Annotated in this window: 11 protein-coding genes and 1 tRNA gene; 9 read left to right on the top strand and 3 right to left on the bottom strand. The window is 60.8% G+C overall.

Annotated elements, in window-relative coordinates:
• Positions 1 to 13: 13 nt before the first annotated feature.
• The 5 genes from ACT54B_RS12670 to ACT54B_RS12690 all read left to right on the top strand — a co-directional run bounded on the left by ACT54B_RS12670 (position 14) and on the right by ACT54B_RS12690 (position 5164).
• Complete coding sequence (locus ACT54B_RS12670) at positions 14 to 1168, top strand: YcaO-like family protein (protein ID WP_476045305.1); 1155 nt, start codon at positions 14 to 16, stop codon at positions 1166 to 1168.
• Positions 1165 to 1914 carry a TfuA-like protein gene (locus ACT54B_RS12675; RefSeq protein ID WP_476045306.1) on the top strand — a complete coding sequence of 250 codons (750 nt, stop codon included), beginning with the start codon at positions 1165 to 1167 and terminating at the stop codon, positions 1912 to 1914. The genes ACT54B_RS12670 and ACT54B_RS12675 overlap by 4 nt, the downstream gene beginning before the upstream one ends.
• Before the next feature lie 159 nt (positions 1915 to 2073).
• A complete protein-coding gene (locus ACT54B_RS12680; protein ID WP_476045308.1) occupies positions 2074 to 2322 on the top strand; it encodes a hypothetical protein in 249 nt (82 codons plus the stop codon).
• A gap of 251 nt (positions 2323 to 2573) precedes the next feature.
• Positions 2574 to 2658 (top strand) — tRNA-Leu (locus ACT54B_RS12685).
• Positions 2659 to 2914: 256 nt separating this feature from the next.
• Positions 2915 to 5164, top strand: a complete 2250-nt coding sequence (locus tag ACT54B_RS12690; RefSeq protein WP_476045310.1) for a hypothetical protein — start codon at positions 2915 to 2917, stop codon at positions 5162 to 5164.
• A 66-nt stretch (positions 5165 to 5230) separates the two neighbouring features.
• Here ACT54B_RS12690 and ACT54B_RS12695 read toward each other — a convergent pair whose 3' ends face one another.
• Complete coding sequence (locus ACT54B_RS12695; protein WP_476045312.1) at positions 5231 to 5863, bottom strand: glutathione S-transferase family protein; 633 nt, start codon at positions 5861 to 5863, stop codon at positions 5231 to 5233.
• Positions 5864 to 6020: 157 nt separating this feature from the next.
• Positions 6021 to 6620, bottom strand: coding sequence for an NAD(P)H:quinone oxidoreductase type IV (gene wrbA, locus ACT54B_RS12700; RefSeq protein ID WP_476045314.1), 600 nt, complete (start codon positions 6618 to 6620; stop codon positions 6021 to 6023).
• Between the two features lie 231 nt (positions 6621 to 6851).
• Between wrbA and ACT54B_RS12705 the strand changes: the two genes are divergently transcribed.
• The 4 genes from ACT54B_RS12705 (at position 6852) to gpt (ending at position 11089) form a co-directional block, all read left to right on the top strand.
• Positions 6852 to 7631 (top strand): competence/damage-inducible protein A, encoded by a 780-nt coding sequence (locus ACT54B_RS12705; RefSeq protein ID WP_476045315.1) that lies wholly within the window; start codon positions 6852 to 6854, stop codon positions 7629 to 7631.
• Between the two features lie 191 nt (positions 7632 to 7822).
• On the top strand, positions 7823 to 8662 hold the full coding sequence (locus tag ACT54B_RS12710; RefSeq protein ID WP_476045317.1) for a universal stress protein: 840 nt from the start codon (positions 7823 to 7825) through the stop codon (positions 8660 to 8662).
• 152 nt (positions 8663 to 8814) lie between these two features.
• Complete coding sequence (locus tag ACT54B_RS12715; protein ID WP_476045319.1) at positions 8815 to 10494, top strand: adenylate/guanylate cyclase domain-containing protein; 1680 nt, start codon at positions 8815 to 8817, stop codon at positions 10492 to 10494.
• Between the two features lie 97 nt (positions 10495 to 10591).
• Positions 10592 to 11089, top strand: a complete 498-nt coding sequence (gene gpt, locus ACT54B_RS12720) for a xanthine phosphoribosyltransferase (protein ID WP_476045321.1) — start codon at positions 10592 to 10594, stop codon at positions 11087 to 11089.
• Positions 11090 to 11152: 63 nt separating this feature from the next.
• Here gpt and ACT54B_RS12725 read toward each other — a convergent pair whose 3' ends face one another.
• Positions 11153 to 13078: a M10 family metallopeptidase C-terminal domain-containing protein gene (locus ACT54B_RS12725; protein WP_476045322.1), complete on the bottom strand. Its 1926-nt coding sequence runs from the start codon at positions 13076 to 13078 to the stop codon at positions 11153 to 11155.
• Between the last annotated feature and the right edge of the window lie 112 nt (positions 13079 to 13190).

Consider the following 13190-nt stretch of genomic DNA (forward strand, 5'->3'; position numbering starts at 1 on the left):
TACCGACCGCATCATGCCCTCCTCCGAAACGTGGACGCGGATCGAACCGCATCTTTTGTCTTTCGGAATCACGCGAATGGCGCGCATGACCGGCCTGGACCGGCTCGGTCTTCCGGTCTGGAACGCCATCACGCCGAATGCCCGGTCCCTTGCCGTGAGCCAGGGCAAGGGTGTGACCGATATGGATGCGCGGGTCTCCGCAGCCATGGAAGCGCTTGAGCGGGCAATTGCCGCCACGCCATGGCCGCGTCCAGAAACGGCGACCGGTGCTCAGCTGATGAAGCGTGGGGAGCGTGTCCTCTTTCTCCCGGACCTTACCGCGACCGGCGCGGCAGACCTGGAACCGGATATGCCGACGCAGTGGCTGGCAGGAGAAGACCTGACCGACGGGACGCGGGTCTTCGTCCCCATGGACGCCGTCATACTGGACCGGACCCTGATGAACAGCCGCTTCTGGCAATCGTCGGACGGATTGGCGTCCGGCAATTCGCCGCTGGAAGCCCGTTTTCACGGTCTAATGGAGCGCATCGAGCGGGATGCGGAATGTCTCTTCCATTTTCTGGATGATAAGGCGCGCGGCAGGACCATATTCGATCCGCGCGACTTGCATGACGCTCTCCTCACGGGGTTGCTGGAAACGGTGACGAAAGCCGGGACACAAGCGGTTTTCTTCAACATGACGGCGGACAATGGCATACCCGTGGTGCTATGCCACCTTGGCCCATCAGACATACAATTCAGAAAGCAGGTTGGCGCGACCGAGGTGACGGGCGGAGCGGGTGCGCACCCCGACCCCGTGCGCGCTGCCCTGCGCGCGCTGACGGAAGCGGTACAGTCCCGCATAACCTTTATCGGCGGCACGCGGGACGACCTCGACCCTGCAATCTACGATGATCCGGTCCCGCCCTGGATCAGGGAAGCCTTTGCCCTTCCCGCGGCCGGCAGCCCTTCCTGGGCAACCGCGCCGGCCGGTCTGGACGCCATGCTGGACCACGCTTTGCGCCAGCTCCGTTCGACACGGTGTGACCCCGTCGTCGCGGTTGGCCTTTCCGACCCGGCCCTGCCCTTTTCCGTCGAGAAAATCCTGGTGCCTGCCCTGGAGCATCCCCCGGGCGCACGCCGTCGGCGATTGGGATCACGGGCGCTCTTGCAGGCTGTCATGGCATGAAAGTTCTGTTTGTCGGCCCGACCCTGCCGCAGATGCATACGGATCGCGGGCGCCTCGCCTTTCCATCCATCACCGTCGCGCCGCCTGCCCGCCAGGGCGACGTGATGGCGGCGGCGGAGAACGGTGCGACCGCTATCGGCATCGTCGATGGAGCATTCGGGCACGTGGCATCGGTATGGCACAAGGAAATTCTCTATGCGCTCTCCCGCAACATCGCCGTTTACGGCGCGGCGTCCATGGGTGCCTTGCGGGCCGCGGAATGTGCGCGCTTCGGCATGATCCCCGTCGGCACCATCGCCCGGGACTATGCAACGGGGCGGCGGCTGGACGATTCCGATGTGGCTCAATTGCATGGGCCGAAAGAGCTCGGCTATCCTTCACTGAGTGAACCCCTCGTCAATGTCGAGGCCGTCCTGGCGGAGGCGCGCAGGCGCCTTGTCTTGTCCGATTCCGAGGAGGAGACGCTGATGCACGCCGCCCGCGCGCTCTTCTTCAAGGACCGCACATGGAAAAGGATGTTGTCCGAAGCGGCAGACACGCTGGACGTCCATACGCTGCAGACGCTTGACGCCCTTTCCCGGACCATCAACCTCAAGCGGGACGATGCGCTTCTCCTTGTCGAGATGCTGGAGCAGGCGGGCGGACAAGCGGCATCGACAGAGACGCGCGATTGGATCCTTCAGGAAACAAGCCAGCTCCGGGCTCAACGAAAAAGGTTGTGTTATCTATTACAACATAACCAGTGAGTGTGTCACGGCGGAGTCACGCGCAATTTTCAAACCGCTCGCTTAATCTTTTCCCATGACGCAGCGTTAGGCCGCTGCGCGTAGGTGGGTTTTGCATCCATGGGACCGCATCACCACACCCGCCGGATATGGACCATGCCGAACTGCAAGGATTCTCCTATGCTTGACCGCCCGCTGCATGCTTCCCGTGAAGATGGGGAAATCGAAAATGAACTGAAGGAGCTGGCCTCCATAGCGCGGCTTGTCACCTATGCGCGGGAGCGGGCGAACCAGATCGGCGCCGAATTTCCCGCCTATTGCCTCGAACTTGCTTTGGGTGCCATCCTTCAAGAGATGTATCCGGGCATGGGCAACCCCGATTTTGTAGCCGACGAACGGGAAGCCTGGCTGCGTTCGCAACCGCATTGACCGCTCTTTCAGCTCGGGGCGACGGTGGCACCTCCAGGACCGTCGCCCGCATTTTCTTTCCCCTCAAATCGTCCTGATAGACCGCCTGCCGGGTTGGGTGCCTGCATCTGACCGGTGGATCTCCTCGCCCCAACTGTTGTAAACCGTCGCAAGGTAGTGCATGCATTCGGCCCGGCGCTCTGGATGCATTGCCCGACATCCAGACGTTCGGCATCCGGCGGGCAGTCCCTCCGGATGACTTGCTACCTCAGGCGGACGTGGCGAAACTGGTAGACGCAAGGGACTTAAAATCCCTCACCTCAGGGTATACGGGTTCGATCCCCGTCGTCCGCACCATCGGTTTGGTATCTCGGCATTGCTGTGCCCGCCAGCGGATTGGATCGGCTGGCCCGCCGTTAACGATCGGCCCAAAAAATGTCACACGCCGGTTCAGTTAATTATTTATTACCACTTCTTGTTCGGCTAGCGTAACGCACCGTACCGATTGTACGGGCCGGACTTCCGTCAGGTTGGCTTTCGCTGTCAAAGACAGTGCGGCCCTGCCCGTGCGAATTCAGGCCACCGTTTCGCCTCCATTGAAAGGACCGCCTCCTTGCGTTCGACACCCAGCTTTCTGCGACTGCTTTCTACAGTCGCGCTCAGCACCTCCATCGCCATCGCCCCATTAGCGGTGCGGCAACACTTCGAAGGCGTCTATATTCCATCGGCGGAGGCTGCCCAGCCGAAGAAGACCGTCAAGCTGACTGCGACGCAGCTGATGAAGAAAATGGAACAGTCCCTGGTGGTGATTTCACAGCGCCTCAAGGCGCGTCCCGCCAAGGAACGCAGCCGGTCCGCGCCGCTGGTCAAGGCACTCGTGGATACATCCAAGGCCCTGAAGGCCGTTAAAAAGGCCGCTGCATCGAAAAACAACAAGGCCTTGGCTCAGGCGCTGCCCAAGGCCTCGGCCGCCGTGGCCCGCCTGGACAATGCCTACCGTCTGTCCGGCATCAAGGCAAAGGAAGTATCGGTCGGCGTCAAGTCTCTGAAAAGCCTCTGGCAGGAGTATCTGAAGCGGTCCGCCGGCAGCAAATCGGGCGCAAGCAAGAAGAACGCCGTTGCAAACTCCCGCCGCATCAATGCCATGCGCAAGCAGCTTGCCAATCTGTCCAGCAAACGCGGCAAGGATGCCCGCGCGCGCTATGAACTGGCTGAAATGCAGCGCCGCCTCGATCGCGCAGAAGCCGCGAACAGGTCGCTTACCAACCAATGGCTTGCCACCATCCTGGTCGCGGAAGTCTTCGGGATCTATTCCGGTTATTACGACTATGTGGTGATCTATCATCCGGAAGACGTGGTTTACTATCGGGATTCCTACACCTACTTCTCTGCCGAGGTGTATCATTCCTACTCGGAATACAGCGTGTACTATGAAACCTACAGCTGGAGCACCTATGATGCGCCTGTTGTTGTATATGACGATTACACGTTTGGCATGAACAGCCGCGAATATAGCCGTTTCGAATCCACCTACGTATCGACCTACGAGCGTTACGAGACCGTGACGGAAACGACGATCGTCAACCAGCAGGAAATCCAGCAGATCGATTCCGCCTACGAATCCGTCCAGGCGGATGCCGCGAAAATCGACACGGCCGCGGATATTCCCGACCCTCAGGCCGACGCGGTAGAGGTTGTCGACGACAACACGGCACCGGATACGTTCCTGGATCAGCCTGAACCGGCCGCGGAGGAAGCCATTCCGGTTGACGATACGGCTGTCGAGCCCACCCAGCCGGAACCCGCTGCAGAAGAGCCTGCCGCGACGGAGCAGCCCGCGGCTGAAGAACCGGCTGCCGAAGAGCCGGCTGCTGAAGAGCCGCAGGCTGAAGAACCGGCCGCAGAAGAGCCGCAGGCTGAAGAGCCCGCTGCCGAAGAGCCGCAGGCTGAAGTACCCGCTGCCGAAGAGCCCCAGGCTGAAGAACCAGCTGCTGAAGAGCCGCAGGCTGAAGAACCAGCTGCTGAAGAGCCGCAGGCTGAAGAACCGGCTGCCGAAGAGCCCCAGGCTGAAGAACCCGCCGCCGAAGAGCCCCAGGCTGAAGAGCCCGCCGCCGAAGAGCCCCCGGCTGAAGAACCGGCTGCAGAAGAGCCCCAGGCTGAAGAGCCCGCCGCCGAAGAGCCCCAGGCTGAAGAGCCCGCCGCCGAAGAGCCGCAGGCTGAAGAGCCCGCTGCCGAAGAGCCGCAGGCTGAAGAGCCCGCTGCCGAAGAGCCGCAGGCTGAAGAGCCCGCCGCCGAAGAGCCTCAGGCTGAAGAGCCCGCCGCCGAAGAGCCTCAGGCTGAAGAGCCCGCTGCCGAAGAGCCCCAGGCTGAAGAGCCGGCTGCCGAAGAGCCGCAGGCTGAAGAGCCCGCCGCCGAAGAGCCGCAGGCTGAAGAGCCCGCTGCCGAAGAGCCGCAGGCTGAAGAGCCTGCCGCCGAAGAGCCCCAGGCTGAAGAGCCGGCAGCAGAAGAGCCTCAGGCTGAAGAGCAGGCTCCGGCAGAAGAGCCGCAGGCTGAAGAGCCCGCTGCCGAAGAGCCGCAGGCTGAAGAGCCTGCCGCCGAAGAGCCTGCCGCCGAAGAGCCGCAGGCTGAAGAGCCGGCAGCAGAAGAGCCTCAGGCTGAAGAGCAGGCTCCGGCTGAAGAGCCGCAGTATGAAGAGCAGGCCCCTGCCGAGGAGCCTGTCGCCGAAGAGCCCGCACCTGCGGAGGAGCCCCAGTACGAGGAACCGGCCCCGGCCGAAGAGCCGCAATATGAAGAGCAGGCCCCCGCCGAGGAAGCACCGGCAGAAGAAGCGCCGGCTTGCGATACCGAGGACTGCGCTCAATAAGCTTTAGAAAGCAAAAGGAAAAAGCCGGCGGAAATCTCCGCCGGCTTTTTCGATTCACCGGCTTAGTCAGACCGGAAGAAGATTGCGAATCCAGATCGGCCGAATGACCGGATGGGCGGCGACCCGTTGTCCGAGTTGTATGAGCCCTGGAAAGACATCGCGCATGCCCTCCTGATTTTCCTCCCACCCGATCAACATCGCAGCATAGATATCGACCGCACTCATGGCTTCCCCCAACAGGAACGGTCCATTTCCGAGGCCGGCTGCCAGAACGGCGAATTCTCGGGTGAGACGAGCGATGGCAGAATCCTTGACCGCTTCGCCGCCCTCGGGATCGGCCGTGTAGCGATCGGGATAAAACTTGCGCAGCGAACTCGGATAGATGGCGCAGGCAAGGAAAGCCATCCATCGCAGATATCGCGCTCGCAGGGCATCTTCCGGACGAGGCGCCAGGCTTTTCTCGGGAACGAGGTCTGCGAGATAAAGGACGATAGCGGCCGACTCTGTCATGATTTCGCCGGAGGGCAAGCGGAGTACCGGCACCTGGCCGAGCGGGTTGACCTGAATGAGTTCCGGATCAGGCCCGGTCGACGCCTGGATCGTGACGTCGACCCGCCGATGGGGCAAGCCTGACAGGGCGAGGATTGCCTCGCAGACGGCAGATCCCGTCCCTTCACTGGCAAAGAGCGTATAGGTCATTCCGGTCTCCTGCATCGGTCCATTTGGCTTGGTGCAGGATGGCCACCTCGAATGCAACGGTCAATGAGCCTGTGCCGTCCGCCGGCGTTTTCGTTGCCACAAAAAAACGCGCTGCCCGTGAGGGCAGCGCGTCGATCATACTGACGGGTATATTCTATCAGGCCGACAGCTTGGCCGCGACCTTGGCGACATGCGCGCCCTGGAACCGCGCAGCAGCGAGCTCGTTTTCCGAAGGCTGACGGGAGCCGTCGCCACCGGTGATCGTCGATGCACCATAGGGGGAGCCGCCGGTGATTTCCGTCATGCTCATCTGGCCCTGATAGGCGTAGGGCAGGCCCACGACCACCATGCCGTGATGCATAAGGGTGGGAATGAAGCCCAGGATCGTGCTTTCCTGACCACCATGCTGCGTGGCAGACGAGGTGAAGACGGAGCCGACCTTGCCGACCAGTGCACCCTTGGCCCACAAGCCGCCCGTCTGGTCCACGAACGCACGCATCTGGGAAGCAACCGTGCCGTAGCGGGTGCCTGCACCGAAGATGATGGCATCGTAATCGGCCAGTTCATCCGGGGTTGCGATCGGGGCGGCCTGATCCAGCTTGAAGTGATGGGCCTTTGCCACTTCCTCCGGAACGGTTTCCGGCACCCGCTTCACGACCACCTCAGCGCCAGCTTCGCGGGCGCCCTCGGCAACCGCATGGGCCATGGTTTCGACGTGGCCGTAGACCGAATGATAGAGAACCAGAACTTTAGCCATTTTCAGCTCCTTGAGGCTGGGAGGGATTGCCGGCGGATCAGTCCGCGGCCTTGATGGGGGAAGTGATAGGGGAGATCGCGACACCCCGTAAGCCTCCGCAGCGCAAACGCACTGTTCAACAACTGAACCCTTGCGAGCGCTTTTTCGCGGCACATCGCTCGACTGAGCGCATTGCAAAGACAGTGGGCAGCGCTAGATTGTCGACAACTCCAGCCCTTCCGGATTGTTCCCATGACATCGTCCCCTGCCCCCATCGTCACCGCCGCCATTCTCGCCATCGGCGACGAGCTTCTGTCCGGACGAACCCGCGACAAGAATATCGGCCATCTCGCAAGCGTCCTGACCGCCAGCGGGATAGACCTCAAGGAGGTTCGAATCGTCGCCGATGAGGAAGCCGCGATCGTGGAAGCGCTGAATGCGCTGCGGACCCGCTACGACTATATCTTCACGTCCGGTGGCATCGGCCCAACCCACGACGATATCACCGCCGATGCGGTGGCAGCGGCCTTCGGCCTGCCTTGCGAGCACGATGCCGCGGCGATGACACTGCTCGGTGACATGTATGCAGCCCGTGGCCTTGAGTTCACCGAGGCCCGCCAGCGGATGGCCCGGATGCCCCGCGGCGCAAAGCACATCCCCAATCCCGTATCGACCGCTCCCGGTTTCATCGTGGAGAATGTGCATGTTATGGCGGGTGTTCCGCAGGTCTTCGTCGCCATGGTGGAGGCGGTTATGCCAACGCTCCGCACCGGCGCGGCGATGCATTCCATGACGGTGAAAAGTCCGTTCGGAGAAGGCGATATCGGGACGGCCCTCGGCCTTGTGCAAGCGGCACACAAGGCCACCGCGATCGGCTCCTACCCCAAATATGATGGCAAGAGTTTTTCGACCGAAATCGTCATACGCGGGCGCTCGGTCGAGGACTGCAAGGCCGCCGCCGAGGCGGTCGAGGCGATGCTGGTTCAGATCGGTGAAGCAAAAAAAGCAGGTTCCGCTATCATGGAGGCGTGAAATTTCGGGGTGGCACGGTTGAAATTACCGGCATCCGTTATTGATTGAAATCAAGGGGCCGTCATCCGTCCGGTGTAATCTGGACATCGACAAGGGACGGCACGCAGCCGAGCCCCTGCCACAACCGGCTGGATGCCGGTCGTGCCGCGACATCGTTGCGCCTTGCGCGTGACCTGAAAAAGGAGGCCCCCATGGCTTACAAGACCATCCTGTGCGTTCTCTCCAATACCAAGAACGCTGCCCATGTACTCAACTGCGCAATCGATCTGGCGCGGGTCAACGGCGCCCATCTGATCGGGCTGCATGTGGAGCAGGTTGCCATCGCTCCGCTTGCCGCGCCGATGGCGATACCGGACCCGGCCAGCATTCAAGCCATGCAGGATGCTGCCCATCAGCAGAGCGCCGATCTCAAGGGGATATTCGACGAAGCCTGCCGTCGGGAGGCCATTTCCGGCGAATGGCGGAATGTGGTTTCCATGTCGGGGTACGGTTCCGACAATACCGCCAACACGCTGCGCTGCGCGGATCTCATCGTGACGGCGCAATCCGATCCGTCCTATGCGAGCGATGATTCGGAAATCGAGCAGGTGCTGTTCGAAAGCGGTCGTCCCGTTCTGCTGGTCCCCTATATCTTCACGGACGCCAAGCCGATCAACCGGGTGCTGATCGGGTGGAACGGGACGCGGGAAGCGGCGCGCGCCGTATTCGACGCCCTTCCCTTCCTGACCCGCGCGCAATCGGTGGAAGTGTTTACCGTCGATCCCTCCAATGGCGATGATAAAAACAAGGATCTGGCTGGAGCCGATCTCGGCGCGACGCTTGCCCGCCATGGCATCAAGGTCACGGTTTCCACCGCCCCGAGCGAAGGGCTTTCTCCGGCGACCGTCCTGGAAAACCGCCTTTCCGATCAGGCGATCGACCTTCTGGTCATCGGCGCCTACAGCAAGAGCCGACTGCGGGAAATGCTGTTCGGCGGCGTAACCCGCACCTTGCTGGATTCCATGACGGCGCTCACGCTCATGTCTCGCTGACAGCCGGACAGCACAGTTTCAGAAAGATTGAGGCGGGCCTTACGGCCCGCTTCTTGTTTTTGCCGCTTTCCGCCCCGATATGCGGGATCGGTCACGCATTGTTCACCGAAAATGCCGTTGCCTCTGAGAACGTCATCGGAAATATGCAGGGCATGAACCCTGGCGGACCGAAGAGAAAAGCATTGCGGATCGATTTTCCCCAACTGAGAAAGCGCCTGCACTTCGGCACGGGCCTGATCATGGGCGCCTTCATTCTCGGTCACTTTACCAATCATGCGCTCGGCATCGTATCGTTGGGTGCGATGGAGCGTCTGCGGGAGATACTCGGCCTTGTCTGGCGTTCGGCCCCCGGGACAGTGCTTCTGTACGGCTCCATCATCACGCATTTCCTGCTCGCGCTCGATGCGCTCTACCGGCGTCACACGCTGAAGATGCCGCTTGGCGAAGCCATGAAGATCACGCTTGGGCTCTCGCTTCCTTTCCTGATCGCCTTGCACGTGGTGAGCACCCGCATCGACTACAGTCTGACGGGATATTCCGGGGGCTATACGGATATTCTGGCCCGCATGGCCAAGAGCCCGCCGACCATCGTCCGGCAAAGCGTGGCGCTGATTGTCGCCTGGACCCATTTTTGTCTCGGGATATGGTTCTGGACGCGCAACCGCCGCTGGTATGCGCGGGCCAAGCTGCCGCTCTACACCATCGCCATCCTGTTGCCCGTGCTGTCACTCATCGGCTTTTTCCTCGCCATGCGATCGCTCGACGTGCAGCCAACGCCCGCCTGGTTTACCGGGCGTTCGGCGGACACGGAAACCCTGTCCAAGCTGGCGGATGCCGTTTTTGCCACCTTGCTGGCGTCGGTCGGCTTTGTCTTCCTTGCCCGCGCCGTCCCTCGTGCGGATCGGGTCAAGATTTCCTATGCGGATGGCGCTGCGATCACCGTTTCGTCCGGCACCAGCATTCTGGAAGCGAGCCGGCTGGCCTCCCGCCCGCATCTGTCGGTTTGCGGTGGCCGGGGCCGTTGCTCCACCTGCCGGGTGAAGGTGCTTGCGGGGGTGGACAGTTTGCCTGAACCCAGCGCCATCGAGCGTACGACGCTGGAAAGGATCGGTGCGCCTTCCAATGTTCGGCTTGCCTGTCAGTTGCGTCCCAAGACGGACGTCACGGTCTCTCCGGTGATCAAGCCGGCGCCGCATATTCGCCGTGCCCAGGCGCTGAAGGACCATGCTTCGGGGCGCGAACGGCATCTGGCGGTGCTGTTCTGCGACCTCAGGGATTTCACCCGCCTGTCGGAAGAGAAGCTGCCTTTCGACACCATGTTCCTGCTCAACAGCTATTTCGAGATGATCGGGGAAGCGGTGGAGCAATCGGGGGGCGTCATAGACAAGTTCATCGGCGATGGAGCGCTGATCCATTTCGGCCTCTCGGACGGCTATCGCACCGCCTGCATCAAGGCGATCACCGCGGCCGTGCGCATCTCCCAGGGGATCGAGGACCTGAACCGCAGCTTCAAGGGCGAGCTGAAGGAACCCTTGCGCGTGGCCATGGGCATGCATGGCGGTCCCGCGATCATCGGACGGGTCGGCTATGGGGAGATCTCCGAGCTGACGGTGGTGGGCGATACGATCAACACGGCCAGCCGTCTCGAAGGTATCGCGAAAGAGCATGATGCGGAGCTCGCCGTATCCTCCGAGATCCTCGATGGCGCAGGCATGCGGGTGGAGGCGGCATTAAGCCAGGAAATCTCTCTCCGCGGACGGGCCCAGCCCGTTATCGCGTCGATTTTCAGCGATGCCCGCGAACTCAGCCGTTTTCTCTACGCCACCTTGTGAACGAAGCGGGTGGAAACCACCCTTTCCCTTGCCAAAAGCGACGCATTTCCGGTATGGGCGAAACATATCCCATAAAATTCGCTCGCAAAGGTCCGTCATGTCCCTTCCCGATAAAGCCTTCCCCGTTTCCTGGGATCAGTTTCACCGTGATGCCCGTGCGCTTGCATGGCGCCTGTCCGGCCTCAACCAGAACTTCAAGGCCATTGTCTGCATTACGCGCGGTGGGCTTGTTCCGGCAGCGATCATTTCGCGCGAGCTGAACATTCGCCTGATCGAAACGGTGTGCATCGCCTCCTACCACGATTACGACACCCAAGGGGAAATGAACGTTCTCAAGGGCGTCACGCCGGCGCTCATGGAGAAGGGCGGCGAAGGCGTTCTGGTCATCGACGACCTGACCGACACCGGCAAAACCGCCGCAGAAGTGCGCGCCATTCTGCCGAACGCCCATTTCGCCTGCGTTTACGCCAAGCCGAAGGGCGTCCCCATGGTGCATACCTTTGTCACGGAAGTTTCCCAGGATACCTGGATCTATTTCCCCTGGGACATGGGCTTCACCTACCAGGAGCCCATCGCCAAGGGTTCCAGAGGCTGATACCAAAACAAATCCCCCGCCGTTGGCGGGGGATTTTTTGTTTGAGGTTCGCAGATGCGATGATCAGGCAATCAGCAGGAAATCGCTGACATCGATTGCGGGCTTTGTATCGAAGCTTGCAATCACGACCTTTTCGAACGCCTTGCCCGTGCCATCTGCATCGTACCAGAGTTTTCCGGACGCCTGGTCGTAGATGACCCGGCTGTCCCTGCTGTCGGCCACCGTACCGAGGGTAAAGGCACCGCTCTTGAGCGTCGTACCGGAGTTCAGGCCCGAGAAAGCCGTGCGGCTGAGGAAGATCACATCCTCGCCATGGACGAAGTCCGTCACATTGTCCGAGGAGGCATTGAGCGTGCCCCAGCTCGAGCCTTTGCCCTTGGAGACTTGCGGGAACCCGACACCGAAAACGAAGGCATCATTTCCCTCGCCACCGGTCAGCACATCGTGTGCGTAACCGCCTTCGAGCAGGTCATCTCCCGCTCCTCCATCGAGTGAATCGTTGCCAGCGCCACCGGTCAGGTAGTCCGAGCCCCCCAACCCCTTCAGGACATTGTCGCCGGCCGAGCCCACGATTACATTGCTGAGGCTGTTGCCCGTGCCGTTCAGATTGCCGTTGCCCATCAACTTCAGCGTTTCGACAGCGTCGCCGAGGATGTAATCCACGGTCGAAAAGACGCGATCGGATTTCGGCGCCGCATTGATGGCCTTGTAGTTGGCCGTCCAGTCGGATGGCTGATCGACGGTATTGTCGTTGCCGACGGCGCCGTCGGAAAATTCGACAACCACATCGCCCGGGTCGTCCACGTAGAAATCATCGGCGCCGCTGCCACCTTCCATATAGTCAGCTCCGGCACCGCCATCCAGAACGTCATCGCCACTGGCGCCTTCCAGATGGTCGTCGCCAACGCCACCCTTCAGCGTGTCCAGGCCTTCCCCACCATAGATTTCGTCATTGCCGTCGCCTCCGTCGAGGGTGTCGTTTCCGCCATTGCCCTCGGCATAGTCGTTGCCACTACCGCCATAGACCGTGTCATTGCCGTCGCCGCCGAACAGCTGGTCATCGCCTGCAAGACCGCTGATGCTGTTGTTTGCATTGTTGCCGCGGATCACGTCCATGATCTGGCTGCCCTTGACGTCCTCGATCACGGTGTCCAGCGCGATGGATACGTTGCCCACCCAGCCGCCGATATCGGAGAAATGCCCCTCGCGCAGATCGATCATGTTGTACTGTGCGCCATCGAAGCGATCCCGTCCGACGGTCACATCGCTGTAGTCCATCACGTCTCGACCGCCGGTATCGAAGATCGTGTAGGTGACATTGCCGTGCCTGCCGATGTCGGTCCATCCGCCATACACCGTTTCACCGTAACCATAGACCGTATTACCGACATTGGCGTCCAGGCGGCCGTAGAGTTTCTTCATGGCTTCGATATCCGCCATCATCGGCCCGGTGAGAAACAGATTGCTGGCCTCGTTTTGCGGATGATAGGACTGCCAGAAATAGGACATGATCGAATACTGGAACGTATCGATATCGGAGCCACGGCTGGTGCTGTAGCTCGGGTTGTTCCCGTTGTAGGTGCCCGGATGGGAAAGCCCCAGGGCATGGCCGATCTCGTGCAAGAAGGTCTGGAACCCGTAATATCCCTTTTGCCAGGGATCGGTTCCCGCTGGCGCGTTGGTGTTCCAGCTTTCGGATACGTTGATATAGGCCTTGCTCATGATATTGGTGCCGGCAACCGTGGTCGGGTTGGTGAAAGCACCGGAATAGTTATTGTCGATGACGATATTCGCCTGGTTGTTATGGACAAACTTGAATTTCAGCCCTGTCGAATTGGACCAGACTTTCAGGGCCTCCATGGCGGCATCGTACTGCCCCCGGTTGTTCAAGAGGCCGTCGATGTTGACGGTAATGGTCTTGCTGCTCCAATGCGCACCAGCAATCTTGCCGGCAAGTGTATCAAATTCGGTGCGGTTGATTTCAACCATCTATTTTCTCCCCAGTCCCTAATTCGGACATGAGAAAGATATAATTCTCTAATTAAAGAAATCTGAAATTACAGACCTTGTGCTTTGACCTCCCCCGTCTCGAAGGGCAAGA

It is taken from the genome of Gellertiella sp. DMC107, assembly GCF_056313605.1.